The organism is Thermophilibacter sp. ET337 (genome assembly GCF_024733715.1).
GTDB lineage: Bacteria > Actinomycetota > Coriobacteriia > Coriobacteriales > Atopobiaceae > Thermophilibacter.
The window spans coordinates 17,236-39,677 of record NZ_JANRHO010000013.1 but is presented as its reverse complement, the minus strand read 5'-3'; the positions used below and the strand labels follow the sequence as shown (position 1 = coordinate 39,677).

General features: G+C 67.5%; 26 protein-coding genes and 4 tRNA genes. 8 read left to right on the top strand and 22 right to left on the bottom strand.

From position 1 onward, the window contains the following. The 3 genes from NW198_RS09350 to NW198_RS09340 form a co-directional block, all read right to left on the bottom strand. Positions 1 to 247, bottom strand: a 247-nt coding sequence (locus NW198_RS09350) for a phage terminase large subunit (RefSeq protein ID WP_258340910.1), incomplete at its 3' end; no start/stop codon positions are given. Further along, positions 240 to 662 carry a hypothetical protein gene (locus NW198_RS09345; RefSeq protein WP_258340908.1) on the bottom strand — a complete coding sequence of 141 codons (423 nt, stop codon included), beginning with the start codon at positions 660 to 662 and terminating at the stop codon, positions 240 to 242. The genes NW198_RS09350 and NW198_RS09345, both read right to left, overlap by 8 nt. A gap of 69 nt (positions 663 to 731) precedes the next feature. After that, on the bottom strand, positions 732 to 1,427 hold the full coding sequence (locus tag NW198_RS09340; protein WP_258340907.1) for a metalloregulator ArsR/SmtB family transcription factor: 696 nt from the start codon (positions 1,425 to 1,427) through the stop codon (positions 732 to 734). Positions 1,428 to 1,542: 115 nt separating this feature from the next. Here NW198_RS09340 and NW198_RS09335 point away from each other — a divergent pair, with 115 nt between their 5' ends. Beyond that, positions 1,543 to 2,103, top strand: a complete 561-nt coding sequence (locus tag NW198_RS09335; protein ID WP_143786286.1) for a DUF5714 domain-containing protein — start codon at positions 1,543 to 1,545, stop codon at positions 2,101 to 2,103. Here NW198_RS09335 and NW198_RS09330 read toward each other — a convergent pair. The 3 genes from NW198_RS09330 to NW198_RS09320 form a co-directional block, all read right to left on the bottom strand. Continuing rightward, positions 2,100 to 2,534 carry a hypothetical protein gene (locus NW198_RS09330; RefSeq protein ID WP_087220886.1) on the bottom strand — a complete coding sequence of 145 codons (435 nt, stop codon included), beginning with the start codon at positions 2,532 to 2,534 and terminating at the stop codon, positions 2,100 to 2,102. The two genes, NW198_RS09335 and NW198_RS09330, sit on opposite strands and share 4 nt — an antisense overlap. Positions 2,535 to 2,779: 245 nt before the next feature. Further along, entirely contained in the window at positions 2,780 to 5,521 is a 2,742-nt protein-coding gene (locus NW198_RS09325) for a DUF927 domain-containing protein (protein WP_258340905.1), read from the bottom strand. A gap of 125 nt (positions 5,522 to 5,646) precedes the next feature. Continuing rightward, a complete protein-coding gene (locus NW198_RS09320; RefSeq protein ID WP_258340903.1) occupies positions 5,647 to 5,856 on the bottom strand; it encodes a helix-turn-helix domain-containing protein in 210 nt (69 codons plus the stop codon). 278 nt (positions 5,857 to 6,134) lie between these two features. On the opposite strand from NW198_RS09320, the gene NW198_RS09315 reads away from it, so the two are divergent. The 6 genes from NW198_RS09315 (at position 6,135) to NW198_RS09290 (ending at position 10,367) form a co-directional block, all read left to right on the top strand. Next, positions 6,135 to 6,788 (top strand): helix-turn-helix transcriptional regulator, encoded by a 654-nt coding sequence (locus NW198_RS09315; protein WP_258340902.1) that lies wholly within the window; start codon positions 6,135 to 6,137, stop codon positions 6,786 to 6,788. A gap of 112 nt (positions 6,789 to 6,900) precedes the next feature. Next, positions 6,901 to 7,275, top strand: a complete 375-nt coding sequence (locus NW198_RS09310) for a helix-turn-helix domain-containing protein (RefSeq protein ID WP_258340901.1) — start codon at positions 6,901 to 6,903, stop codon at positions 7,273 to 7,275. Between the two features lie 4 nt (positions 7,276 to 7,279). Next, positions 7,280 to 7,459: a hypothetical protein gene (locus tag NW198_RS09305; RefSeq protein WP_258340900.1), complete on the top strand. Its 180-nt coding sequence runs from the start codon at positions 7,280 to 7,282 to the stop codon at positions 7,457 to 7,459. Then, positions 7,449 to 8,675, top strand: coding sequence for a site-specific integrase (locus NW198_RS09300; RefSeq protein ID WP_258340899.1), 1,227 nt, complete (start codon positions 7,449 to 7,451; stop codon positions 8,673 to 8,675). Before NW198_RS09305 ends, NW198_RS09300 begins: the two co-directional genes overlap by 11 nt. 244 nt (positions 8,676 to 8,919) lie before the next feature. Continuing rightward, a complete protein-coding gene (locus NW198_RS09295; protein ID WP_258340898.1) occupies positions 8,920 to 9,381 on the top strand; it encodes a hypothetical protein in 462 nt (153 codons plus the stop codon). A gap of 62 nt (positions 9,382 to 9,443) precedes the next feature. Further along, entirely contained in the window at positions 9,444 to 10,367 is a 924-nt protein-coding gene (locus tag NW198_RS09290) for a diacylglycerol kinase family protein (RefSeq protein ID WP_258340897.1), read from the top strand. Between the two features lie 60 nt (positions 10,368 to 10,427). Here the strand turns inward: NW198_RS09290 and NW198_RS09285 are convergent, their stop codons facing one another. From NW198_RS09285 to NW198_RS09215, 15 genes are all read right to left on the bottom strand, one after another. After that, the gene (locus NW198_RS09285) at positions 10,428 to 11,183 is read right to left on the bottom strand and encodes a transposase (protein WP_258340896.1); all 756 of its coding nucleotides are present in this window, start codon (positions 11,181 to 11,183) and stop codon (positions 10,428 to 10,430) included. Between the two features lie 157 nt (positions 11,184 to 11,340). Continuing rightward, a complete protein-coding gene (gene ptsP / locus NW198_RS09280) occupies positions 11,341 to 13,044 on the bottom strand; it encodes a phosphoenolpyruvate--protein phosphotransferase (RefSeq protein WP_087316382.1) in 1,704 nt (567 codons plus the stop codon). Positions 13,045 to 13,140: 96 nt separating this feature from the next. Then, positions 13,141 to 14,139, bottom strand: a complete 999-nt coding sequence (locus NW198_RS09275; RefSeq protein ID WP_087316383.1) for a 1-phosphofructokinase family hexose kinase — start codon at positions 14,137 to 14,139, stop codon at positions 13,141 to 13,143. A 151-nt stretch (positions 14,140 to 14,290) separates the two neighbouring features. Continuing rightward, positions 14,291 to 14,367 (bottom strand) — tRNA-Arg (locus NW198_RS09270). A gap of 21 nt (positions 14,368 to 14,388) precedes the next feature. Further along, positions 14,389 to 14,976 (bottom strand): NUDIX domain-containing protein, encoded by a 588-nt coding sequence (locus NW198_RS09265; RefSeq protein WP_087316385.1) that lies wholly within the window; start codon positions 14,974 to 14,976, stop codon positions 14,389 to 14,391. Between the two features lie 5 nt (positions 14,977 to 14,981). Beyond that, positions 14,982 to 15,782, bottom strand: a complete 801-nt coding sequence (locus tag NW198_RS09260) for a DNA/RNA non-specific endonuclease (protein WP_087316387.1) — start codon at positions 15,780 to 15,782, stop codon at positions 14,982 to 14,984. 60 nt (positions 15,783 to 15,842) lie between these two features. Then, a tRNA-Lys gene (locus NW198_RS09255) sits at positions 15,843 to 15,918 on the bottom strand. A gap of 4 nt (positions 15,919 to 15,922) precedes the next feature. Continuing rightward, a tRNA-Lys gene (locus NW198_RS09250) sits at positions 15,923 to 15,998 on the bottom strand. A gap of 13 nt (positions 15,999 to 16,011) precedes the next feature. Next, positions 16,012 to 16,087: transfer RNA gene (locus NW198_RS09245), tRNA-His, on the bottom strand. Positions 16,088 to 16,202: 115 nt separating this feature from the next. Beyond that, positions 16,203 to 16,430: a hypothetical protein gene (locus NW198_RS09240; RefSeq protein WP_258340895.1), complete on the bottom strand. Its 228-nt coding sequence runs from the start codon at positions 16,428 to 16,430 to the stop codon at positions 16,203 to 16,205. 2 nt (positions 16,431 to 16,432) lie between these two features. Beyond that, positions 16,433 to 17,182, bottom strand: coding sequence for a Fic family protein (locus NW198_RS09235; RefSeq protein WP_258340893.1), 750 nt, complete (start codon positions 17,180 to 17,182; stop codon positions 16,433 to 16,435). A 107-nt stretch (positions 17,183 to 17,289) separates the two neighbouring features. Then, positions 17,290 to 18,513 (bottom strand): helicase-related protein, encoded by a 1,224-nt coding sequence (locus tag NW198_RS09230; RefSeq protein ID WP_258340892.1) that lies wholly within the window; start codon positions 18,511 to 18,513, stop codon positions 17,290 to 17,292. A gap of 33 nt (positions 18,514 to 18,546) precedes the next feature. After that, positions 18,547 to 19,185 (bottom strand): IS1595 family transposase, encoded by a 639-nt coding sequence (locus NW198_RS09225; protein ID WP_258340891.1) that lies wholly within the window; start codon positions 19,183 to 19,185, stop codon positions 18,547 to 18,549. A 30-nt stretch (positions 19,186 to 19,215) separates the two neighbouring features. Next, positions 19,216 to 19,518, bottom strand: coding sequence for a hypothetical protein (locus tag NW198_RS09220; protein WP_258340889.1), 303 nt, complete (start codon positions 19,516 to 19,518; stop codon positions 19,216 to 19,218). Positions 19,519 to 19,700: 182 nt separating this feature from the next. Continuing rightward, positions 19,701 to 19,910, bottom strand: a complete 210-nt coding sequence (locus NW198_RS09215; RefSeq protein WP_258340888.1) for a hypothetical protein — start codon at positions 19,908 to 19,910, stop codon at positions 19,701 to 19,703. Between the two features lie 139 nt (positions 19,911 to 20,049). Between NW198_RS09215 and NW198_RS09210 the strand changes: the two genes are divergently transcribed. Beyond that, entirely contained in the window at positions 20,050 to 21,123 is a 1,074-nt protein-coding gene (locus NW198_RS09210) for a M42 family metallopeptidase (RefSeq protein ID WP_258340887.1), read from the top strand. A gap of 284 nt (positions 21,124 to 21,407) precedes the next feature. Here NW198_RS09210 and NW198_RS09205 read toward each other — a convergent pair whose 3' ends face one another. Beyond that, positions 21,408 to 22,424, bottom strand: coding sequence for an aspartate-semialdehyde dehydrogenase (locus tag NW198_RS09205; protein WP_087316396.1), 1,017 nt, complete (start codon positions 22,422 to 22,424; stop codon positions 21,408 to 21,410). Between the last annotated feature and the right edge of the window lie 18 nt (positions 22,425 to 22,442).

Below are 22,442 nucleotides of genomic sequence, written 5' to 3'. Positions count from 1 at the left end.
CCAGCGCCGCGATCGCCCACGTCATCTGCGAGAACACGCTGTCGCGCAGCGTGTTCGAGAACCTGCGCACCACCACCGCGTTCGCCTCGGGGTGCGCCAGGAGGAGAAGGACGATGCACACGCTGATGAACGAGCTCTTCGTGGAGCCTCTGCCCCCGTGCAGCCAGTAGTGCGTGTGCCCGTGGGCCATCACGTCGCCGAGCACGTCGTGGAAGGCCGGGATCACGAGCGAGGAGGCGTCAACCATTCGAGCCGCCCCCGTCGAGGCCGGGCAGTCTCTCCTGCACCGGCTGGGCCACCACGCCGAGCACGATCCTCGGCGCCGCGTCCTCGCGGCCCTCGTCGCCCTTGCGCTCCGCCTTGCCGAACTCGTCGGGGTACTTGCGCTCCAGCAGCCACGCCGCGGCGGTCCAGTACTGGTGCCTCGCGAGCGCCGCCGAGCGGATCGTGGTGAGCAGCGTCCGCTTGAACGCCGACTCCTCCTTTTTTAGCCCCTCGCTTAACGCGCGCTGCAGCCTGTTCTTGGGGTCGCCGATCCAGCGGTAGAACGTCGACTCGTGGATGCCCAGCGCGCAGATGATGTCGCCGTTGGAGAGGCCGTCCGCCTTGAGACGGATCGCCTCGTCCACCATCTCCTGCGTCAGCTTCGGACGCCTCGCCATGCGAATCACCCCCGTGAAACGTCGATAGACTTTCTCACGGTGGATTCTCGCCACGCGTCACAAGAAGGGTCAGCGGGCGAGCTCTTTCAGCGCGTCCCCGAGCGCGGAGATGCGCTCGCGGTCGAGGGTGTAGCGCAGCCAGCGACCGTCTTTTCGGGCGCTGACCAAGCCGCACTCGGTGAGGAGCTTCATGTGGTGCGAGAGGGTCGGCTGCCCGATGCCGAGGCCCTCGAGGAGCTCGCAGGCGCAGGTCTCTTCGCCCTCGGCGAGGGAGGCGACCACAGCGAGCCGCCGCTCGTCGGCGAGCGCCCGAAGGACGTCGGCGCGCACGGGCGCGGTCACGCCGGGAATCTCGCCGCGCTCCACGCGGCATGCCAGGTCGCGCACCCTCGCCTCGATGACGCGGGCGGTCTCCCGGAACGCCTCGGGGCCGCGGCCGGCGGGGTCCTCGAGCCCCCAGTCCTCGCGGTGCGCGCACGGGAACACGGGGCACCGGACCCCGCACCCCATAGTCACCACGATGTCCGCCTCTCCCAGCTCGTCGAGCGTCTTGGGGCGCAGGCCCGTTCCGTCTATGCCGTAGAGCTCCGAGAGCGCCCGCAGCGCACCGGGATCGACCTCGGGCGTGGGGTCGGTGCCCGCGGAATAGGGGTCAAGCACGTCGCCCGCGATTTGGCGTGCTATTGCTTCCGCCATCTGGCTCCGGCACGCGTTGTGCGTGCAGACGAAGGCGACGTGCGGCCGCCCGATGCTCCGTGCTCCCATGTGGCCCTCCCTGTTCTGAAAGCGTGACTCACGCAATTATTCTACTATATATCGACGTTCTTCGATGTATAATATTTCGACATCCATCAATGTGTTTACAGAAAGGGGAGCTATCATGGCTACGAGCAACGACGTCCCTTCCTGGGCTTCCGTCATCTGCGAGAACAGCACCTCGACCAGCCCTGCGGACATCCTGGAGGACCTCATGGCAGCGCCCGAGTGCGCGGCGTTCGGCCCCGTCCACCACTTCCTCGTGGGGGCCGCCCTGCTGGCGTCCGTGCGCAACGCCACGGGTTCGGGCGACCTGAGGGGGCAGCTCCAGGAGCTCTCCGAGCGCTCTGGCGCGGTTCCCGGCGGCGCGTGCGCGCGCTGGGGCGTGTGCGGTGCTGCCGCATCGTGCGGCATGGCGCTCTCGATCCTGCTTGGCAATGCCCCTCTCAAGGCCGAGGGCTGGAGCGAGACGCAGAAGATGGTCGCCGACCTGCTGGGGCAGATTGCCCAGGCCGGCTCCCCGCGCTGCTGCAAGCGCGACTCTCGCGTGGCCGTGCGGGGCGCGGTCCGCTGGTTCAACGAGGTGCTGGGCGTTGACCTTCGGCAGCCGACCTCAGAGCCGGTCTGCGCCGTCTCGTCGGACAACGTCGCGTGCATCGGCGCGCGCTGCCCGTACCACGGTTAAGAGTGAGAGCGGCGGAGCGAATCACCCCGCTCCCGCTTCCCCGCAAGCCCGTACTTCCTGCACAGCCGCGAGTTCCGCTGCCGCATCCTGTCCCGCTCCCGCCGCACGTCGTCTATGTCGGCGGCGTCCTCGGCGTGCGCCCGCTCGCGCTCCAGCTGCTCGTTGAAGGCCCGCTCCTGCGCGAGGTGGTACTCCTCGGTGCACCGCCGGCACATGCCCGTCTGGCGGTTGATCTTCACGCCCACCGCTCCGCACTGCGGGCACACCGTCTGCACGGCCAGCGAGCAGTGGATCCTGCTCGCGCGCATCTCCACCGCCCGAACGGAGTGGCGCACGCCGCACCTCCGCTCGATCTCAGCGGCGGCGAACTCCGCTCCTCGGAAGCTCACCTCGCGCAGGACGTCGTCCTGCTCCTCCGTCCACCAGCTCATCTCCGCCACCCCCTCGGACCGACCGCCTCATGCCCGGTCAAGACAGAGACGATGCCCCTGAGCAGGACGAACGCCCCCTGTCTCGACGTCTTGACCGGTTTCCGACCCAGAGCCCCCGTGCGCGTGCGCGCCCGCGCGCCCGCCCGCGCGCGAGGGGCCCGTACCCACCAACCCAGTCAAGACGGAGAGACAGGAGCCGGACGCGGCCACCCTCACCAGCCGGAACCCCCGTCTTGACTCGTGTCTCAACATGGCCCGCCCCCTTGAGACGGCGGGACGCTGGGCGCCGCCCCCGCCGCGCGGTCGAGCAGCGCCTCCAGCGCCTGGTTGTCGATGCAGACGCAGTAGACACGCGTGTCGCCGAAGCGCTTCTGCCGCGTGAACCCGCGCCCGCGCCCCTCAACCAGGAGGCCCTCGTCCGCCATGCGGCGCAGTGTCTTCTGGCGGTCGAAGTTCGCGTCGGCGAGCGCCCGGTCGAGCACGGAGGAGAACACCCACCAGCAGAACCCCGGTCGGTCACGGTACTGCTCCACGCACCCCCAGCGCTCCAGCCGGTCCATCTCCGCCGAGCTCTCGAAGTGCAGCCGGCTCCTCACCAGCCACTCGGCCACGAACTGGATGGCCTTGAGGTCGGTGTCGGTGCCGTCGGCGCCCGTGGCGTTCACGAGCGCCCACGAGGCCATGCGCATCGCGCCCTCCAGGCACGCCGCCCACTCCGTCCCCGGCGCGAACACGTAGAACTGCGCGAGCGCGTCGGCGAGCGCCAAGAGGGCAACGTTGTCCGCCTGCGGGTGGCCGTTCGCAGCCTTGCCCACGGCGTCGCGCAGGCGCCGGAACTCTCCGGCGTAGAAGGCGGGGTCGTTGCGCCTCAGCGCCTCCACGAAGGCGCGCCCGGCCGTGCCGTGCTCGGCGGCAACGAGATGGTGCATCGCCTGGGCGGCGCGCACGTCGGCGAAGGGCTCCCCGCAGAGCTCGAGCGTCCTGTTGGCGGCTCCCTGCTGGGTCGACGCCCCCACGATGGGGATCTCGCCGGTGGCTATGGTGAGGCTGTGCCAGCTTCCCGCCCGCATCATCGAGCGGTCGCTGTTCAGCGCCCCGCGCTCGTGCCCGAGCGAGAGGGAGTACAGAAGGTCCTCCACCACCTGGCGCTTCCCGGCCTGCCCGCCCACGGCGCCCTTGCTCTGCAGCTCGTCCACGATCACCGGGATGTCGTGCAAAAGCGCCGCCGCCCGCACGATGCTCTTCGGCGTGTCTGAGAAGGTCCGGAAGTAGCTGTCCGCTCCCTCGGTCGGGTCGCCCCACACCGACCCCGCCGCCTTCAGCGTAGGCGTCTTGCCCGAGCGGCTGCGCCCCCACAGGTACACGATGAAGGTCTGCACGCCGAGAAGCGAGACCAGCGGCGAGGCGAAGCTCGCCGCCATCACGCACCGGAACGCCATCGAGGAGGCTCGCGCGGGCGCCACGCCCGCGACCCAGCCCTCGAGCGTCCCGGCCGGCTCCATGAAGGCTCGGGCCTTCACCGCCTCGTCCGGGCTCGGGTCGAACCTCACCTTGCCGCCCGCGTCGTAGGGCATGAAGGAGGAGAGCGCACCCTCCGCCCAGCCCAGGTGCGTGACGCTCCTCGCGCGCGGCCGCGCCCAGCCCCAGCGGCGCTCCACGTCGGTGAGGTAGCGCACCACGTCCTTGGCGTTGGCCGAGGAGACGTTCGCGCCCATGGGCGCCAGCGCCCCGATGATCTTGCTCTGGTTGAGCAGCACGTCGCGGTCGAGGGCGCGCTCCCGCACGCCGCCCGGCACCGTCACGCGCACGAGGGCGCGCACGTCGCCGGTGTCCACGTCCACGAGGTCGGTGGCCACCCAGGGCGCCGTCGAGCTCACCGAGCGGCGGAGCTCGCCGTCCCGGTCGCAGGCCCAGAGCCTGCCCTTCGCATCGACCCGCCAGCCCTCCGCGGAGGGCGCGTTCTCGAAGTCGGGCGCCTCATCGCCCGCGGCGGCCCCACGTCCCGTACCCCCGCGTGCCCCGCCCGCGTCGGCAGACGAACATATGTTTGTGTTGTGAGCGGCAGGGGGCTTGCCTTTCTGCCTTCTTGCGGCCCTCGGCCTGTAGAACTCCGTGGCTCCCGAGATCGCGCGCTCTATCGTCTGCGCGCCGTAGGTGGTGCCGCCGCGCCTGCTGTCCCACTTGTCCCGCATGAGCCCGGAGGAGCGGAAGATCCTGTCCATCCGCGCCGCGTCGCCCGCGCACCAGAAGGCGAGGTGCGAGCACAGCGCCATGTCGGCGGCAGAGTGGTCGCCGCCCTGCGCGGAGGTGTCGCCGGCCATGAGGGCGCGTATGGCGTCCCCGTTGCGCGAGGAGCACATGCGCTCGATCAGCTCGGCGTCCGTCATGCCCCCGGCGCCCGCGCCCGCGGCTGCCTCGCCCAGCCTGGGCTGGGCCGTTGCCGCCTCCGGCTCGATCCACGTCCGGTACGCCCGCTCGACGATCCCGGGGTTCTCGGCCAGCGTGCCGCGCCCCTCGAAGACGTCGCCCGTCACGGTGAAGTACCGGTCGTGGTCGTACATCTCCACCACCCGGCCACCCGGCTGCCCGCGGCGGCTGCGCTCAGCCCAGTCGGGCTTCGCGCCCCGGAAGATCAGGTGCAGCCCGTCGCCGGAGGGCGACACCTCCGTGTAGGTGCCGGCCTCGTCCATCACCCAGCGGTATTCCGCGTCAAGTACGCCGTCGACAAGCACATGGTCGAGGTCGAGCCCCGTGAACGCCCGGTCGGGCCCGAACACGAACCCCACGCCGTCGCAGCGCCAGCGGCCGACGGCCGCCACGGCCTCCTCGAAGGTCGCCCAGGTCGCCGGGTCCGTGCTCTTGGCCATGCGCCCGTTCGCCGCGCACACCGGTAGCTTCGTCGCCCTGCCGTTCCGCTCCTCGCGCCGCCAGCACACCCAGCGCGGCTCGCGGCGCAGCTCCACCGGCACGCCCCTCAGGTCAGCCATGGGAGCGCACCCCCTCGGAAACTCCGCGCGCGTGCGCTACACTGTGCCCCGCGATTCCGGCCAGGGATTCGCACTGGGCGGGCGCGGCGGCAACCGCGCCCGCCCGCTCTCGCGGGGCGGCGCGCCTACTCCCTCTTCCCGCCGTCATACGACGTCCCCCTGCTCGCGTTCGGGAACACCACGTCGCGGCAGATGCGCCAGCGCCCGTTCACCTTGTCGGCCGGGATCCTGCCCTCGATGATGCCCCTCCTGATCGACCCCACGTGCTCGCCCGTCACCTGCGCGAGCTCGTTCGGCGTCATGAACAGCGGCACGTCCTCGAACCTCGCCTTCATCGCTTCTCTCGCCTTCCCCTCTGTCTCCTCGGTTGGCCCTGGACCTGGCGCGCGGCGCGGCGGTGCCACATGGTGGGCCGCCGCCTCCCCTCGCAGCCGTAGAATATCACAGCATTTCTCATGCATTGAGACTGTTAGCTCTATTTGGTGTAGAATGGTGTTGTTCGGTTGTTCAATTTGTCGCTGAGTGCTATCTTCTGTTGCATAGTGTTGCGCCCTTCCGGTCAGGTGGGGCAACGCACCGCCACAGAACGCACACAACTCGGGAGGTATGGCAGATGGCGAGCGCTCTTCTGGAGCTCAGGAAGGCGGCGGGGTTCAAGAAGTCGGCGGAGTTCGCGAAGGTCGTGAAGATCCCGCCGTCCACCTACGCGCGCTACGAGAGCAGCCCCGACAAGATCCCCATGGGCGCGGCGCGGAAGCTCGCGGACTGGTTCCGCGTGCCCATCGACGTCATCGTCGGCCGCGAGGAGGTGGACGTCCGCTCGCTGCGAGGCGACGTCCAGAAGAGCTACGACCGGCTCAGCCCGCGCTCCAAGTCGGCGCTCGAGGAGTTCCTCTCGTTCCTCGCCGAGAGGGACATGGACGAGGGCCTCCGCATGCACGAGGAGCAGGAGCGCCGATACGAGGCGGCGGCGTGGCGCTACGAGCGCATCTTCCTCGAGGAGCTCCAGAGGAGCGACGGGCTCGAGGACCTGCTCGCGCTCGGCACAGCGGACGAGCTCAGGTCTGCGTTCAAGGAGTTCGTGGCGGGCCGCGCCGCCGCGAGGCTAGAGGGGGAGGCAGCCGAGGAGGCGGTCGACAACGTCATGGCGGCCTACGACCGCCTCCACGGGATATGGGAGCGCGGCGGGGGCTCGTCCTTCGGCGTCCCCGAGCGCTTCCTCGGGCCCTACGCCGACCTCGAGTTCGACGGCCGCGAGGGGAGGTGACGCCCCTGGGGAGAGGAACGAAGTGGGCCCGGGGAAGGTAGCGACTTCCCCGGGCCCGTGCCCAGTCCAGTGCACCCGGAAAGGACGGTGACATTATATGTCATCAGGCGCAATGCTATCCAAAACGACCCATCCCACCTGCGGGAAGAGGGCGCTGCAGCGCCTCCGCCGCGAGGCGGGCTACCGCAGCGCCAGGGACTTCGCCGCGGAGCTCGGCATCCCCGCGTCAACCTACTCGCGCTACGAGCGCCAGCCCGAGGGCCCGGGCATGGCCGTGCCGCTCTCGGCGGCGTGGGCCATCGCCGACCGCCTCGGCTGCTCCATCGACCTCGTCGTCGGCCGCGAGGACATCGACGCCCCCGACGAGCACCCCGTCCAGTCCCGATACGACGCACTCTCCGGCGCCGGCCGCGCGCTCGTGGACAGCTACCTCGACTTCGTGGAGCAGTCCGAGGCCGACGGCCCCCGTCCCCAGGGAAGGAGGTGATCGCATGGTTGCCGAGAGCGAGAGCCGCGACAGGAGGCCGGAGGAGCCGGCCCGCGCCGAGGACAAGAGGGCGCTCGACGCGAGCCAGGAGCTCTTCTACAGCGACATCGCGGCCCGCGTCCGCCGCTGGATCGCGGAGGGCCGCCCCGTCCGCAGGGAGGGGCGTGAGCGCATTGGCGAGTAAGGTGAGGGGCGACGGCGGAATCTACCCGCTCGAGGACAAGCCCAGGAACAAGTGCCGCAAGTGGAAGCTCGTCGTCTCGCTCGGCCGCGACCCGAGGACCGGAAAGTACCCACAGAAGTCCCGTACGTTCAGCGGCACCTACACCGAGGCAAAGGCCGCGAGGCGCGAGTTCGTCGCAGAGATCGAGTCCGGCGACGTCGTCCGGCGCAGCAACTGGACGTTCGCGTCCTACGCTGAGCACTTCTGCGAGGTGCGCGAGAAGACGCGCGAGCTCGCCCCGCAGACCATCTATGCGGACCGCTCGTACGCCAGGCAGATCTCGCACCTCATCGGCCACGTCAGGCTCCAGGACGTCACGCCGACGGTTCTCGAGAGGGCCTATCTCGACCTCAGGTCCGGAGAGAGCCTCAGCGGCAGGCCCCTGAGTGGCACCACCCTCGCGAACATACACGGCTTCGTGTCCAGCATGATGAACCACGCCAAGAGGGCCGGCATAGTCGCGGAGAACCCCTGCGAGGGGGTCGACGCCCCCAAGCGGGACACGGCCGAGAAGAGGGCGCTCAGCGAGAAGGAGCTCGGCGACCTCGTCGCTCAGCTGGACCCCGCGGACTCCTACCAGTGCGCCGTCCTGCTCGCCGGCTCGCTAGGCCTCAGACGCGGCGAGCTGTGCGGCCTGTCCTGCGGCGACGTCGACTTCGACGCCATGACGCTCAGCGTCAGCCACTCGTACGACCGCTTCGGAAACCTCAAGGAGCCCAAGACGGAAGCGGGAAGGCGCGTGCTTCCCCTCTCTCCGTTCGCGGCGCTCGTGCTCTCGGTGCGCATGCAGGCCCTCGTCGAGCTCAACGGGGCCGAGGACGGCTACACGGTGACGAGGACGGTCAGGGGCAAGGAGGTCGTCATGCCCGCGCCCGACAAGCCCCTGATCACTGGCGTCACCGGAAACCGTCTGTCTACCAACTCCCTGAGCGTCTGGTGGGCTCGCCACCGCGAGCGTCTCGGCGTCGGCAATCTCACCCTCCACGAGCTCAGGCACACGTTCCTCTCCATCGCGGCGGGCAGGGGCGTCCACCCGAGCGCAATGCAGAAGCTTGCCGGCCACAGGGACCCGAGCATCACCCTGAGGATCTATACGCACGTCAACATGGAGACGCAGAGGGCGGCGATGGACGCCATCGCCGGCGCCTACGACATCGGTACCCTGACAGCCGCATAGCACCACCGGAAAGGCGCCCGAGCAAGCCACGGGGACGATTCTTGAATGCATCTTGAATCGACCCACCAGAGACAGGCCGCAGGTCGGAGCAGTCACCCGCCCCGACCTGCGACAACGCCTCACCTGCCCCTTAAAGACACCGCTGTGTTAATTTGGGACTGTCCCCAATTAACAGACACAAGACAAGGCGTCTGAGCCTCCCGCTCAAGGGTATAAAGCACAGTAACCGCAGGAAGGAGGCAAGATGGACGGCCAGTTTCTCGTCGACTCCCTTGCGATGCTGTGGGCCCCGGCGATCGTCATCCTCATGCTGAGCACGATCGCCGGCAGGTGGGTCGTCCTCGGGAAGATGGGCAGGCGGCGCTGGGCCGCCATCATCCCGGTCTTCTCGACCTGGGAGGTCTGCTCGGGCGACTCAGGCAATCGCGCCCTGTGCGTGGTCGCGTCCATCGCGAGCGCCGCCCAGCTCCTCTCGGTCCTTCTCGGCCTGGGACGCTACTACGAGTCGCAGTGGCTCGCGGCGCTTTTCCTCGCGCTCTGGTTCGTGACGCAGCTCGTGGTGAGCGAGCGTCTGGCGCGCGCCTTTGGAGCGGCGCCAAGCTATGCCTATGCGGTCGGCCTCGTCCTTCTCCCCTACGTGGGCTATCCCCTCCTCGTCGCGGAGAACAAGGTCTATCTCGGGCCAGTTGACGGCGCTTCGGCCTAGTGCCGGACACGACGCCGCGTGACGTACAATCGAGGCGAGAAGAACCTCGAGAAGGGTCCCGCATGGCCGAATCGCCGCTCGGACGCACGCTCCTGATCGCCAACCCCGCCGCCCACAGCGGCAAGGGCGCCGCGGGTGCCGACTTTGCGCGGCATTTCCTCAACAGCTTTTCCTCCGCGACGCGCGGCTACGAGGTTCGCCTCACCGAGGGGCCCGGGGACGCCGTCGACATCGCCGCGGGGGCGGCGGGGTTTGACACGGTCCTCGCGCTCGGCGGCGACGGCGTCATCCACGAGGTCGTGAACGGCCTCATGGGGCTGCCCACCCAGAGGCGCCCTCAGCTCGGCGTCATCCCGCTCGGCTCCGGCAACGACTACGCGCGGACGCTCGACATGCCCAAAAACGACGTCGAGGGCGCCTTCGCGCGTCTCGTCCGCGGGCGGGCGCGCGAGCTGGAGGTCGGGCGCGTCAACGGCACTCACTTCATGGAGACGCTCTCCTTTGGCCTCGACGCCGCGATCGCGATCGACACGACCGAGCGGCGCGCCGCCGAGACCTCACAAGAGGGCGAGGCGCTCTTCATCACCTCCGGCCTCAAGGTCATCTCTCGCGCGCACGCGGGCTATCCCTGCACCGCGCGCTTTGACGATGACGAGCCACTCGCCCTCAGCGCGCTCATCTTCGCCGTGCAGGTGGGGCCGACCTATGGCGGCGGATTCAGGGTCTGCCCCGACGCAGATCCCGGTGACGGCCTGCTCGACGTGTGCTACAACGTGCGGCGCCCCTCGATCCCCCACTTCCTGGCGCTCTTTGGGCTGGCTCGCTGGGGCAGGCACGCGCTCACCGGTGCGGTCAGGATGCGGCGCTTCCGTCACGCGACCGTCGACTTCTCAGCAGAGCCGCCCTGTCAGGTCGACGGTGAGCGGCTCGTGGGCACGCATTTCGAGATCGACGTCATCCCCCACGCCCTCCGCGTCGTCTGCTAAATCCGACCAGCACGTTGGGGACAGTCCCCAATTTGCTGCACGTTGGGGACTGTCCCCAATTCACACACAATTTTGATGTATTGCCTTTTCGATGACATAGCGGCCGAGCCCCGTTAGCCTCCCAATCTGCTTCAGAGAGAGGCCCGCCTCGGCGAGACGGTGCAGATTGGTCGCACGCCTCTGCGGTTCCATCGTCTTCAGGCTATCGAGAGACTCCGGCCAGATCGCAGCGGCTGCCGCTTCGATCGCGTCCTCGTCCGGAACTCTCACCGAAGTCCTCGGGTAATAAGGGGCGGCTTCAGGGTCATCGATAAACCGGCAGAATCCGGGCACGCCTCCGACCATTTCCAGAATCAGGCCCGTCTCGGATATATCTGGGGTTCCGAGGTACTCGGAATAGCTGCTCCACCTATATGCGCCGGGTTCCGACAGCCCCGCTTTGCTCGGATTGCAGATGATGTACCTCATCGTCACGAGCAGCTGTTCGTCTGACTGAACGGCGACGCTCGTGAAGCGCGACGAAAACACATGCCCCACGTGCCCCCAACGATCATTGAAATGACGCGCGTACGTTGTCGTCACGAGGTGCACGAAAGAACTCAGCTCCCCCTTTGGATCGTCCACAAGAAGGTGCACGTGGTTGCTCATGAGGCACCATGCCAAGACAGAAACCGAGTACTTCTCCCGCGCGCGTCTCAGCACCTGAAGGAACGCCTCATAGTCGGCGTCATCCTCGAAGATGACCTGGTTTCCCGCGCCTTTCATGATGATGTGGTAAAACCCCAGCTCCGACAGCTTCCTCGGTCCCCTCGGCATGTCTCCCCCAATCGACAGCGTGCGGAGATTCATACCCAACCCGGCGAGCACAAAACGATGCCGCCCGCCGGCGGTTCGGCGAGCGGCATCAAACTTTTGTGTTAATTGGGGACTGTCCCCAACGTGCAGCAAATTGGGGACTGTCCCCAACGTGCAGTTAGCGGGCGGCGGCCTGGAGCATGGCCTTGACCTCGGTGACGGTCTTGAGCTTCATGACCTTCTCGGTCAGGGCGTCGGCCTCGGCCTTGGTCCACTCGGAGATGATGCGGCGCGTGCGCAGGATCGACGGGGCGGACACGGAGAACTCGCCCAGGCCAAACGAGATCAGCACCGGGATCAGCAGCGGGTCGGCCGCGGCCTCGCCGCACATGCCGACCATGATGCCGGCCTTGTTACCCTCCTCGATGATGCGCTTGAGCGAGCGCAGAACGGCGGGCTGGTAGACCTCGTAGAGGTAGCCGACCTTGTCGTTGCCGCGGTCGGCACACATGGTGTAGCCGATGAGGTCGTTGGTGCCGATGGAGAAGAAGTCGCACTCGGCGGCGAGGTCGTCGGCGATCAGCGACGCGGCGGGCGTCTCGATCATGGTGCCGATCTCGATCTCCTTGTTGTAGGCCACGCCGCGGGCGTCAAGATCGGCCTTGCACTCCTCGACGAGCGCCTTGACCTGGCGAATCTCGTCAATGTTGGTGACCAGCGGCACCATGATCTTGATGTCGCCAAAGGCGGAGGCGCGCAGCAGCGCCGTGAGCTGGACCTTGTACTGGTCAGGGTTGTTCAGGCAGTAGCGCACCGCACGGTACCCCATGAAGGGGTTCTCCTCCTTCTGGAGATTCATGTACGGGATCTCCTTGTCGCCGCCCACGTCGAGCGTGCGGATGATGACCGGCTGATCCTTCATGCGCAGCGCGACCTTCTGGTACGCGGCGAACTGCTCGTCCTCGCTCGGGAGCTCCTTGGCGTCCATGAACAGGAACTCGGAGCGGAAGAGGCCGACGCCCTCGCAGTCGTGCTCGGACGCGACGTTGGCGTCTTCCGGGTTGCCGATGTTGGCGACGAGAAGGACCTTCTCGCCGTCGCCGGTGATCGTGGGCTTGCCGCGATAGGCCTCGAGCGCCTGCTTCTCCTCGGCGAACTGCTTGGCCTTGGTGCGATAGTGCGCGAGGTCGTTGTCGGCGGGGTTGACGAGCACGCGGCCGCGGGAGCCGTCGACGATGACCATGTCGCCACTCTTGATGTTCTTCGTGACGTCGGCCACGGAGAGCACGGCGGGAATCTCGAGGGCGCGCGCGATGATCGCGGAGTGGGAGGTGCGGCCGCCGGTCTCGGTGACGATTGCGGCGACGTTGTCCTTGTCGATGTCCGCGGTCATGGACGGCGTGAGCTCGTGCACGACGACGACGGAGTTCTCGGGCAGCGTGGAGAGGTCGACGACCTCCTTGCCCAGCAGGTCGGCGAGAAGACCGGTCTTGACGTCGGCGACGTCGGCGGCGCGCTCGCGGAACAGCTCGTCCTCCATGTTGGAGAACATGTTGTAGTACATGTCATAGGCCTCGGAGACGGCCTGCTCGGCGCACATGCCGGACTCGATGGAGCCGTTGACCATCTCCTGGATGCCCTCGTCCTCGGCAAACTCGATGTGGGCGCCCATGATGGCGGCGGCCTCCTCGCCCACGGTCTGCGTCATGCGCTCGATCTGGGCGTTGGTCTGCTCGATGAACTTGGCAACGGCGGCGGCATAGCGCTGCTTCTCGTCACCCGCATCGTCGGGCTTGTGCGGCGTGAAGCTCAGGTCGGGCTCGACGGCGACGCGCGCGACGCCGATGCCGATGCCGTCAGATGCGTTGACTCCCTCGTACATGTTACCCCCTACCTTAGGGCCGCCGGGGCGGCCGTATCCCAACATCGCTCACGTCCCACGGCGGACCGGGGACGGGAAGCCCGAACGACCCAGGCGCTACTTCCCTTCGGCGGCCGCGGCTGCGGCCTCTCGGTCCTTGTTGGCCTGGATGTCACGCGCGATGGTGCCGGGGATCGCGCGACCCATTTTCTTGTAGAGCGCCGTGACGACGCGGTCGATCGTGGAACGCTTGGCGATTCCCTTGCTCGCCGCCGTGGCGGTGCCACAGGCGGAGGCAAAGATGAGCGCCGTCTCGTAGTCGACGCCGCGGGTGACCTGGGAGAGGAAGCCGCCGACCATGGAGTCGCCGGCGCCCGTGGCGTTGACGAGCTTGATGCGCGCGGTGGGGACCACGTGCTCGGCGCCGTTCTCGTCGAGCAGCAGCGACCCGTGCCCGCCGCAGGAGATGATGACGTTGCGCGCGCCGGCCTCCTGGAGCTTGTGCGCGTAGGGCATGCACTCCTCGGGCTCCTCGATGTTGACGCCGTAGATGCGGCCGACCTCGTGGTTGTTGGGCTTGATGAGGAACGGGTGCATCTCGAGGGCCTCCATGAGCAGCTGGCCCGGGGCGTCGACGACGAACTGGATGCCGCGCCCGCCAAGGCGGCGCATGATCTGGGAGTACATGTCCTCGGGAAGGGTGTTGGGGATGGAGCCCGTGAGGACGAGCGTGTCCCCGGCGGTGACGACGTCCATGCGCTCGAGGAGCTCGTCGACCTTCTTCTCGGGGATCTTGGGGCCCATGCCGTTGACCATCGTCATGACGATGCCGTTGAGCTTGACGTTGATGCGCGTGTAGCCGCGGTCGAGAAGGACGAAGTTGCTCGCGATGCCCTTCTCCTGCAGGCGGCGAAGGAGGTAGTCCCCCGTGAAGCCAGCGGCGATGCCCATGGCGATGCTCGGGGTCTCGAGCTCGTTCAGGATCGTGGCGATGTTGATGCCGTTGCCGCCGCAGTGCAGCTCCTCGTTGGAGGAGCGGTTGGTGAAGCCCATGTCGAGCGTCAGGGGGTGCATAACATAGTCGAGGGCGGGGTTCAACGTCATGGTGTAAATCAACGTGCGCTCCTTCCAACGGCAAGGACACTTGTCAAGTATGCCGCATGTGGCTGGCGCTACGCGCAGAAATACGCGAGCGCGCACGTCTCTGCGGCCAGAGGCACGAGTCGAGCCGGACACCGAGCTGCCGGTGCCCGGCCCGCATGCTTCTTGGTGCGCCCTGAGGGATTCGAACCCCCGACCTTCGGATTAGAAGTCCGCGGCTCTATCCAACTGAGCTAAGGGCGCGGCAGACGTGCGCTAAGCATTTTAGAGCATACCAAAGGCCTTGGCGGCGAGAATGCCCTCGACGGTCTTGGCGTCCTGGATGAGCCCCTGGCGGATGGCCTCGACGGCGTCGGCCACCGGCACCCACACCACGTTCAGGAACTCGCCCTCGTCGAGGCGGGCGCTGCCCTGGGTGAGCCCGTGGGCGAAGTAGACCGAGGTGTGCTCGTTGGTGAATCCCGGGGCCCCGTAGGACTCCGTGAGCAGCTCGAGCCGCTCGGCGACAAGGCCGGTCTCCTCGGTGAGCTCGCGGGCGGCGCAGACGTCGCGCGCCTCGTCGGGGTCCACCTTGCCGGCCGGGATTTCGAGCGTCATGCAGCCCAGCGCCACGCGATGCTGCCGCACCAGGCACACGCGGCCGCCCATCACGGCCACCACGCCCGCCCCGCCGTGATGGCGGACAACCTCGCGCCAGTCGAGCGAGCCGTCGGAGAGCTCCACCCGCAGGTGCTCGACGGCAAAGATCTTGCCCTCCCACTCGCGCTCAGAGCTCACGACGCGCTCCACGAGCGCCGGGTCGAGCTCGAGCGCGCGCCGGACCTTCTCGAGCCCCTCGCTCTTCTCGGCCATGTCCCTCACTCCCCCACGACGGAAAACTCGCCCGTCGCGTAGTCGATGTCGAACCCGTATGCGGTGTTGAAGACCTCGACCTCGAGGTCGAGCTCGCCGTCGGAGGAGCGGACGTCGACGATGACGCTGCGGGCGAGCAGCTCGTCGCCCTCGTAGACGGGCGTCGCGGAGTAGAATACCGTGCCGTCGGGGTTGTCCCAGAGCCAGTCGCGCGCGATGCCCTCGGTGTAGGCCATGCCGCCGTCCTGGCCGCGGTTGTCGCCCACGTTCTGCGGACGGGTGCCGGTGATAAGGTTGTACGCGGCGTCGTCGCCGCCGAGGGACTTGGCGAGCAGGTGGCTGCGGTTGAAGAGGGCGCCGTGATAGGTCTTCTCGCCGGGCATCTTGATGTCGACCTCGCGGTTGTGGCCCCAGCCGGAGGGATGGATCTCGTGGATGTCCTCGCGCTCGCGGTCGCTGCCCTCGCGCATCATGTCGTAGGTGACGAGCGCGACGGCGCGGCCGGTGCGACCGAGCGCGTCGAGCCCCTCGTAGCGCGCCTCGCCAGGCTCGAGCTCCACGTCCACGACGGCGGACCCGACGACGCGATAGTACTCGGGGTACTCCTCGAAGCTCCACTCGCTGTAGGCGTCCTGGCGCTGCGAGAGGCGCTGCGGCTCGGGCGAGAGCGCGCGCTGGATGCTCGGCAGCGCCCCGGAGAGCCCTGCGACGATGAGCGCCGCGACGAGTGCGCCGAGAAGCGCGGCAGGCTTGCTGCGAGGACGTCGGGCGCCCTCGTTGCCGCCCCTGCCCTTGACGTAGGCCATGAGTCCTCCTGCGTAAGAAAAACGGCCGGACGCCCAACAGGTGCCCGGCCGAAGCTATCGTGGTGGATCGTCAGGGGTTCGAACCCTGGACCTTGGGATTAAGAGTCCCCTGCTCTACCAGCTGAGCTAACGATCCAAAATGGTGGATCGTCAGGGGTTCGAACCCTGGACCTTGGGATTAAGAGTCCCCTGCTCTACCAGCTGAGCTAACGATCCGTATTCGATTAAATGGGGTGGGCGAAGGGTCTCGAACCCTCGACCTACGGAGCCACAGTCCGTCGCTCTACCAACTGAGCTACACCCACCATTTCGCGAACCTCTTCAGGCAGCTCGATTATTATGCACGCCCGTCCGAGTCGATGCAAGGACTTTTTTGGACGGATTCGGATTCTCTCCACGCGCCGGGCGCACGCGGGCCGCCTACCCCGCGGAGCACGAGAAGAGCGCCCGGAAGATCAAGAGCAGGGCGCCGAGAAAAACGAGCGACCCGGCACACCCGGCAAGGCACGACCCTCCCCCGCCGCCTGGGCCAGAGCCCCGACCCTCGTCCGCGCGGCGCAGCTCCCCGTGGATGCCGTAGTGCGTGAAGGCGCGCTCCGGCGTCGACCAGCGTCCGTCGCGGTTGAAGTCGTAGGGGTTTCCCGCCATGGCTAGTCCAGCAGGCCCTCCCAGGTGAGCAGCGTCTCGTTTCTCAGGAAGCGCCGGAAGGGGCTGAGGTCGCCCTCCAGGTGGAAGAGGTCGAGCGCGGCGTGGTAGGTCGCGTGGTTCTGCGCGCGGATCACGATGGGCGGCATGCCCATGGCGAGCAGCACCCCGTTCATGAGCAGCCGCGCGGTGCGGCCGTTGCCGTCCGCGAAGGGGTGGATCTCGAAGAGGCGGGCGTGGAGGTATGCCGCGATCGTGAGCGAGCGCTTGCCCTTCTCGAGCTCCGTGTTGACGTCGTCGGCCAGGATGCCCACCGCGCGCGGCACCTCGACAGAGGGAAGCCCGACCTGAGCGGGGCCGCCCACGTAGTTTTCGAGCTTGAAGGTGCCGGGGCGCTCGCCGGCGAGCAGGAGCCTCTCGCCGTAGGTCCCCATGGTGACGAGCTCCTGGGCCTGCTGGATGAGCTCCTCGGAGAGGCAGGGGTCCTCGACGAGCTTGACGCGGGCGAGGTCCCAGGACAGCTTGAGGTTGCGGGTCTCCACGAGCACGTCCAGCTCTCCGGAGTAGCCGCTCACCTGGTCCCTCTCGACGATGTCCCTCACGACCGAGAACTCGAGGCTCTCGTTCTCGATCTTCTCGGAGTTATAGACGTAGTCAACGACGAACTCGCGCAGAAGCGCCTCGCGCCGCTCCTCCGGAAGTGCCACCCAGGTGGCGACGAGCGCGTCGTAGCGCTCCTTCAGAACGTTGGCCATGAGCCACCTCCCGTCTCGGTTGCCTGACAGCATCGTAGCCACCGCGCCGGTGCCGGGCGAGCTCGGCTCCGCCATCGGCACGCCCTGTTCGGCGGAGGGGCAATGACTCATTGGCCCCTTCTATCGTCATTGACATTCTCGCCATCGTCAAAGAGCCCGCGAAAGATGATCTCCCAATCGCGCTCGTCCGTCGAGCCGGACTCAAGGACCCCGTGGTCGATGGCGTCGAGCATGACCTGCTCCTTCTCGCCAAGACGCTCATAGATGTTGCGATCGAGCGACCAGCCCTCGCCCTCGCCTCCCGGGAAGACGCTCTGCATGAAGTGATACTGGGTGTATTGGTCATCGGGCAGGCCCAAACGGTTGATTCTGTCCTTTGACTGGAGCAGGTGGACCAAGTTATAGCTGTACTCAAAGTAAACCGCATCGTGACATGACATGTGAAGCGAGACCGACTCGGCAAGCGTGTGCGGGTTGGTCACGAGAACCTCGAGGGTTCCGACCCTAAAGTCCCGGAGAATGCGTGTGCGCTCCTCCATGGGAACGGACCCGCTGATCTTCTCTGCGCAGATTCCCCTGCGCCCAAGAGCCTCGATCAGGTTATCCATCGACTGCACGAAGATGCACCACACGATGACGCTCTTCCCCTCGCCAACAAGATTCTCAACCAGGTCAAGGCACGCCCTCGTCTTGGTCGAGCTGGCGTCGGAGAGCGCCAGGCGTCGGTCTCTCTCGCTCAACGCAAGAGGTTCCAGCGAGGGCGCCGGGGACGCCTCGTCCACGTCCGAATCAGAGATCGTCTCAAGATCTGCCTGGGACACCTCTCCCAGAAGCATGGATGGATCGCTCTCCAGCTGCAAGATTCTTATGATCAGCGCAAGGGGGTCCTGTCCGAGGGCCGACCGCACAACACCGAGGAGGTTGGACTCCGCCGCCGAGGCGGGAACCCCTACGATGTGGTCCGGGTTTGGCTCCGGCACCCCAAGCATGCGCTTGCTCGTCCTGCAAAAGAAGGGCTGTATGGAGCGGTTGACCGCGTCTACGACACGCTGGTCGGGGCTCTTGAGAACGCTCTCCCTGAATCCAAAGTACCAGTCGTAATCATGCGGGTAGAGGATGTGCAGAAGGTTGTAGACGTCAAGGTAGGAGTTGGGTATGGGCGTGCCGGTGAGAGCGATCGTATGCTCAGCATAGCGCGCGACCTCGAGGGCGGAGGCGGCCCGCTTTCCCCCGACGCGCTTGAACTTGTGGACCTCGTCGAAGACGAGCAGCGCCCCGTCAGCCACGACATGATTGAGAGGGTCCCCCAGGTTCGTCGCCTCATAGTTCAAATCTGACAGTCTAGAACTTGGGTGATGAGCCTCCTACGTCGAGCTGCGAAAACGCGCGCCGGTCATGAGCATGTGGCGGACCACCCTTTCCAGCTTGGGCCACTTCTCGTCGTCGCACTTGACCCGGAACAGGTACACGTAGAGGTTGAGGTAGGACTGCAGGTTTGCCGGGTCCATGCCCGTGAACCGCCACAGGTAGCGCTTGATCCACGAGCAGAGGTTGTTCACCAGGGCCATCTTCTCGAGGTAGACGGGGTCGCGCACGTCCGCCTTGTACGACTCGCTCCCGCACCCCGCCCCCCTGATCAGGCCGTTGTGCGCCTTCTCGCGGTCGTGGACGACGACCGCGCCCTCCGCGAGGTGGCCGCCGAGAGCCTCCTTGATGCGCTTCGTGGACGGCTTGCCGCGCCCGCAGACGACCGCCACGGGCTCCTCGCGCGCGTCGATGCCGACCGCGATGCAGAGCTTCTGCCTCGAGAGGCCGCGCTTGCGCGCCTGGCCGTAGCCGTGGGAAAGGTCGGTGTCGTTGACGTACGTCTCGTCGATCCAGACGCGGCCGCGCAGGACGATGCGGCCCTGGCAGCCGTCGACCGCGGCGAGCAGGCGGTGGCGCCACTCCCAGGCCGTCTGGTGCGTTATCCGGCACGCCTCGGCGCAGACGTCCAGCGGCACGGCGAACAGGGTGAGCCTGATGAAGTCGACTCAGGTCGCGAGGGGCTTCTTGCAGTTCTCCAGCACGGTGCCGGAGAGCGAGGTGAACCTCGCCCCGCACGACGGGCAGCGCCACCTCCGGACGCCCGACGGGGCGCGCCCGTCCCTCCAGGGAGAGGGCTCCCCGCAGGAAGGGCACGGCGGGGCCGACCTGTAGAGTTCGGCGGCCTCGGCGAGCGTGCCGAAGCCCAGCTCCTCCCTGAGCCTGCGCTCCTCGACGGCGTCGCGCAGAAGCTCGAGCTCGCCGGCGGACAGGCCGCCGACGAGCCCCGAGTAGGGGTTCGTGGCTCCCATGGCGAATCTTCCCATCCGCCCGAACGCCCACCCGGAGGGAATGTCGCCAAACATAGATCCGGGTGGGCGCTCGGGCAAATTCTATGCTTGGCTGGGAAGCGGATACCACGGGGCCCGGTGGCGGTTCCGCCTATCACCCAAGTTCTAGACTGTTAGATAGCCAACAATTCGGTCAGGGGCTGCTAACTCATGACCTCGATCTGGTCGACTAGATGACGAATACGGGAGGGCAGCGTGTCGTAGCTCTGACCGTAGAGCGCAAGCATCGCCCGAACGCGCCCGCGGTCAACAGGCGCCGACTGACTCTCGCGCAACAGGGCCTCCGCCTCACCCGCGAGCTGCTCCTCAGCGAGGCTTCCCCACGCCGCCCACTCGGACATGACGTTGCACATAAAGCATCATCTCCCCCGTCACGTCAGGGTCATGATCTCAATGAGGGGACTATACCCAAGCTGGTCGGGTGAGAATTCGATAAGGCAGCAACGTAGGGTCTATACTGTCGGGTCGGCAAGACCGACAGAAGGGATTCCCATGAACGTCACCAACGACGAGATCGCCGCGCTTCTTGGCGCGCTCTCGAACGCGAAGGCACCCTCCGGCTTTGAGGAGGAGACGCTCGCCGTAGCGCGCGAGTTCTGCGCGGGATGGGCGGGCCTCGAGGAGAACACGCTGCGCGACGGCCTCATCACGCCCAACAACTTCACCGGCGAGAAGCCGGTGCTCATGCTCGACGCCCACGGAGACGAGGTCGGCGGCATGGTCAAGGCCGTCCTCTCAAACGGCACCATGAGCTTCGTCGAGCTCGGGCGCTTCTCTCCGGGCACGCTCGCAGGCCAGGGCGTGTGGGTGCGCGCCACGGACGGCTCCTGGGTGCGCGGCGTCATTGGCGTCAAGCCGCCCCACTTCTGGACCGAGGCGGAGCGGGCCGCGGGCAAGGCCGGCATGATCCTCGACGTGGGGGCCCGCTCGCGCGAGGAGGCGCTCGAGCGCTTCCGCATGGGGATGGGAGAGCCCTTCGTTCCGGACACCACCTTCTCCTATGACGTCGAGACCGGCGTGGCCTTTGGCAAGGCGTTCGACTGCCGCGCTGGCGTGTGCGCGATGCTTCTCGCCCTGCGCGAGCTCGCTGGCCGCGACGACCTCCCGGTGGACGTCGTCGCGTCAGTCTCCTCCCAGGAGGAGGTCGGCGAGCGCGGCGTGGCGGCTGCGGTGAGGCACTTCTCGCCCGCGGCGGCCTATCTCTTCGAGGGCTGCCCGGCCGACGACACCTTCACGCCAGCCGACGAGGTGGGGGCGGCGCTGGGCAGCGGGCCGATGTTTCGCTACTACGACTGCTGCATGATCACGCACCCCCGCTACCAGCGCTTCGTCCTGGGCGCGGCGGCCGAGGAGGGCCTGCCCGCGCAGACCTCCGTGCGCGAGGGCGGCGGAACCAACGGCGGCGTCATCCACCAGCTCGACGTCCCGAGCGTGGTCGCGGGCATCCCCTGCCGCTACATCCACGCGGGGACCTCGGTCTGCCGCCTCGAGGACGTGCGCGCCGCGGCGCAGATCGCCGTGGCAGTGGCCGAGCGGATGACCGGCGAGGTGCTGGCGAGCCTCTAGGGGAGGTTCTTCTCGACAAGGCGTCCGGACCCCGCACGTGCCCAGAGCAGGTGCGGGGTCCGGACGTTTTTCCTCCCCAAACCGTCCGGAATCCGCACCTTCAAGAACCACATGCGGCTACCGGACGTTTTTCGATCTCAGACCGTCCTAAACCCGCACGTACGAGAAGGACGTGCGGAATCCGGACACCCCACAACGAGAAACCGTCCTAAACCCGCACGCCCCCAAGAGGACAGGCGTTCCGGACGGTTCCAAGGTACCGAGAAGAACCTCGGCCCGCGCCCCTACACCAGGTACTCGGCGATCTGGACGGCGTTGGTCGCCGCGCCCTTGCGGATCTGGTCGCCGCAGCACCAGAACGTGAGCGAGCTCACGCCGTCGGGGGCCGAGAGGTCACGCCTCAGGCGGCCCACCCACACGAGGTCCTGGTCGGAGGTCTCGAGCGGCATGGGGTAGCGGCTCGCGGCGGGATCGTCGACGACCTTCACGCCCGGGGCGGCCTCGAGCAGGGCGCGCGCCTCCTCGACCGAGAGCGGGCGCTCGAACTCGGCGGTGATGGACTCGGAGTGGGAGCGGACCACCGGCACGCGCACGCACGTGCAGTTCACGCGCAGCTCGGGCAGGTGCATGATCTTGCGCCCCTCGTTTTGCATCTTCATCTCCTCGGAGGTGTAACCCACCTCATTGAAGCCGCCGATCTGCGGGATGAGGTTCTCGGCGAGCTGGTACTGGAAGGGCTTGCTCTCCCCCACCTCCTCGCCGGCGGCGACGCAGCGGATCTCGCGCTCGAGCTCGAGCAGGCCCGGCAGGCCCGCGCCCGAGGCGGCCTGGTAGGTGGAGACGACGAGGCGCGTAAGGCCCGCGGCCTGGTGAAGCGGCCACACCGGCACGAGGCCGATGATCGTGGCGCAGTTGGGGTTGGCGATGATGCCGTTGTGCGCAGCGATGTCGCCGGCGTTGACCTCGGGCACCACGAGCGGCACGTCGGGCTCGAGGCGGAAGGCATGGGAGTTGTCCACGCACACGGCGCCTCGGCGGACGGCCTCGGGCAGAAGGGCGCGGGCCGTGGCGTCGTCGGCAGCGCCGAGGACGATGTCGACGCCCTCGAAGGCGTCCGGCTCGGCAAGACGCACGGGGACCTCCTCGCCGCGGAAGGTCACGGTGCGGCCGGCCGCCACGGAGCGCTCGCTCGCGAGCGGCACGAGGCTCGAGACGGGGAAGTCGCGCTCCTCGAGGCACTGGAGCATCTGCTGGCCGACGACGCCGGTGGCGCCGAGGATGGCAACGTTCTTCTCGCTCATTGGCGTTTCCTCTCTGTC

Bases quoted from the DNA above. Each gene is read 5' to 3' on its own strand.
- NW198_RS09345 (WP_258340908.1), bottom strand. From the start codon at position 662: ATGGCGAGGCGTCCGAAGCTGACGCAGGAGATGGTGGACGAGGCGATC.
- NW198_RS09340 (WP_258340907.1), bottom strand. From the start codon at position 1,427: ATGGGAGCACGGAGCATCGGGCGGCCGCACGTCGCCTTCGTCTGCACG.
- NW198_RS09335 (WP_143786286.1), top strand. From the start codon at position 1,543: ATGGCTACGAGCAACGACGTCCCTTCCTGGGCTTCCGTCATCTGCGAG.
- NW198_RS09330 (WP_087220886.1), bottom strand. From the start codon at position 2,534: ATGAGCTGGTGGACGGAGGAGCAGGACGACGTCCTGCGCGAGGTGAGC.
- NW198_RS09325 (WP_258340905.1), bottom strand. From the start codon at position 5,521: ATGGCTGACCTGAGGGGCGTGCCGGTGGAGCTGCGCCGCGAGCCGCGC.
- NW198_RS09320 (WP_258340903.1), bottom strand. From the start codon at position 5,856: ATGAAGGCGAGGTTCGAGGACGTGCCGCTGTTCATGACGCCGAACGAG.
- NW198_RS09315 (WP_258340902.1), top strand. From the start codon at position 6,135: ATGGCGAGCGCTCTTCTGGAGCTCAGGAAGGCGGCGGGGTTCAAGAAG.
- NW198_RS09310 (WP_258340901.1), top strand. From the start codon at position 6,901: ATGCTATCCAAAACGACCCATCCCACCTGCGGGAAGAGGGCGCTGCAG.
- NW198_RS09305 (WP_258340900.1), top strand. From the start codon at position 7,280: ATGGTTGCCGAGAGCGAGAGCCGCGACAGGAGGCCGGAGGAGCCGGCC.
- NW198_RS09295 (WP_258340898.1), top strand. From the start codon at position 8,920: ATGGACGGCCAGTTTCTCGTCGACTCCCTTGCGATGCTGTGGGCCCCG.
- NW198_RS09290 (WP_258340897.1), top strand. From the start codon at position 9,444: ATGGCCGAATCGCCGCTCGGACGCACGCTCCTGATCGCCAACCCCGCC.
- NW198_RS09285 (WP_258340896.1), bottom strand. From the start codon at position 11,183: ATGCCGAGGGGACCGAGGAAGCTGTCGGAGCTGGGGTTTTACCACATC.
- ptsP (WP_087316382.1), bottom strand. From the start codon at position 13,044: ATGTACGAGGGAGTCAACGCATCTGACGGCATCGGCATCGGCGTCGCG.
- NW198_RS09265 (WP_087316385.1), bottom strand. From the start codon at position 14,976: ATGGCCGAGAAGAGCGAGGGGCTCGAGAAGGTCCGGCGCGCGCTCGAG.
- NW198_RS09260 (WP_087316387.1), bottom strand. From the start codon at position 15,782: ATGGCCTACGTCAAGGGCAGGGGCGGCAACGAGGGCGCCCGACGTCCT.
- NW198_RS09240 (WP_258340895.1), bottom strand. From the start codon at position 16,430: ATGGCGGGAAACCCCTACGACTTCAACCGCGACGGACGCTGGTCGACG.
- NW198_RS09235 (WP_258340893.1), bottom strand. From the start codon at position 17,182: ATGGCCAACGTTCTGAAGGAGCGCTACGACGCGCTCGTCGCCACCTGG.
- NW198_RS09220 (WP_258340889.1), bottom strand. From the start codon at position 19,518: ATGGGAGCCACGAACCCCTACTCGGGGCTCGTCGGCGGCCTGTCCGCC.
- NW198_RS09215 (WP_258340888.1), bottom strand. From the start codon at position 19,910: ATGTGCAACGTCATGTCCGAGTGGGCGGCGTGGGGAAGCCTCGCTGAG.
- NW198_RS09210 (WP_258340887.1), top strand. From the start codon at position 20,050: ATGAACGTCACCAACGACGAGATCGCCGCGCTTCTTGGCGCGCTCTCG.
- NW198_RS09205 (WP_087316396.1), bottom strand. From the start codon at position 22,424: ATGAGCGAGAAGAACGTTGCCATCCTCGGCGCCACCGGCGTCGTCGGC.